The organism is Aeromonas sp. JL9, from assembly GCF_024436075.1.
Taxonomy (GTDB): Bacteria; Pseudomonadota; Gammaproteobacteria; order Enterobacterales; family Aeromonadaceae; genus Aeromonas; species Aeromonas veronii.
The window spans coordinates 1-1,012 of the sequence record NZ_JANFNV010000073.1 but is presented as its reverse complement, the minus strand read 5'-3'; the positions used below and the strand labels follow the sequence as shown (position 1 = coordinate 1,012).

Annotated in this window: 1 tRNA gene and 2 rRNA genes; all 3 read right to left on the bottom strand. The window is 48.8% G+C overall.

The window, feature by feature from the left end:
• Positions 1-423 (bottom strand): 23S ribosomal RNA (locus tag NOM06_RS20795); the annotation flags it as partial.
• A 236-nt stretch (positions 424-659) separates the two neighbouring features.
• Positions 660-735: transfer RNA gene (locus tag NOM06_RS20790), tRNA-Glu, on the bottom strand.
• A gap of 210 nt (positions 736-945) precedes the next feature.
• Positions 946-1,012: ribosomal RNA gene (locus tag NOM06_RS20785) — 16S ribosomal RNA — on the bottom strand; the annotation flags it as partial.

Here is a 1,012-nt window from a genome sequence, read left to right as displayed (position 1 = left end):
TTTAGCCTTGGAGGATGGTCCCCCCATATTCAGACAGGATGTCACGTGTCCCGCCCTACTCGATTTCACATCAAGGTTGTTTTCGTGTACGGGGCTATCACCCTGTATCGCCGGCCTTTCCAGGACCGTTCCACTAACTTCCAAGATGCTTAAGGGCTAATCCCCGTTCGCTCGCCGCTACTGAGGGAATCTCGGTTGATTTCTTTTCCTCGGGGTACTTAGATGTTTCAGTTCTCCCGGTTCGCCTCTGTTACCTATGTATTCAGTAACAGATACCCGAGTTATCTCGGGTGGGTTTCCCCATTCGGAAATCTGTGAGTAATAGCGTCTCTTACCGACTTCTCACAGCTTATCGCAGGTTAGTACGTCCTTCATCGCCTCTGACTGCCAAGGCATCCACCATGTACGCTTAGTCACTTAACCATACAACCCCAAGAAGTGTCGGTGAAACCGGCACAGCCTGTTGTCGTACAACAAGGACCAAATAAAATTTGGTTTTCGCCAAGAAGTTTCCAAAGCACTTGTAACAAATGTTTGAGAACTACTTTTTAAATCAGCTTTCCAGATTGTTAAAGAGCATGTTTGCAACGGTCAGTGACCGAAGAAAACAGACATAAACATGACTGCTTATGTCTGCATTCTTGAGCTGCGAAGAGAAGTGGCGTCCCCTAGGGGATTCGAACCCCTGTTACCGCCGTGAAAGGGCGGTGTCCTAGGCCTCTAGACGAAGGGGACCCCGAGTCTGCTTTGCAGTGCTTGCGCACTGAGACAACAGGTAGCAGTAAACTGCTATTCACATCCCGTTATCCGGCAGAAGAGGTTTTCTCTCATCCATCCCGAGGGCTGGACAACAGAAGCTGATGCATCTCTGCACCAGGTCTTTGCTCTAACTACTTTGAATCAAGGCAATCTGTGTGAACACTCAACAACTTCGACATCTTAAGGTAAGGAGGTGATCCAACCCCAGGTTCCCCTAGGGTTACCTTGTTACGACTTCACCCCAGTCATGAAT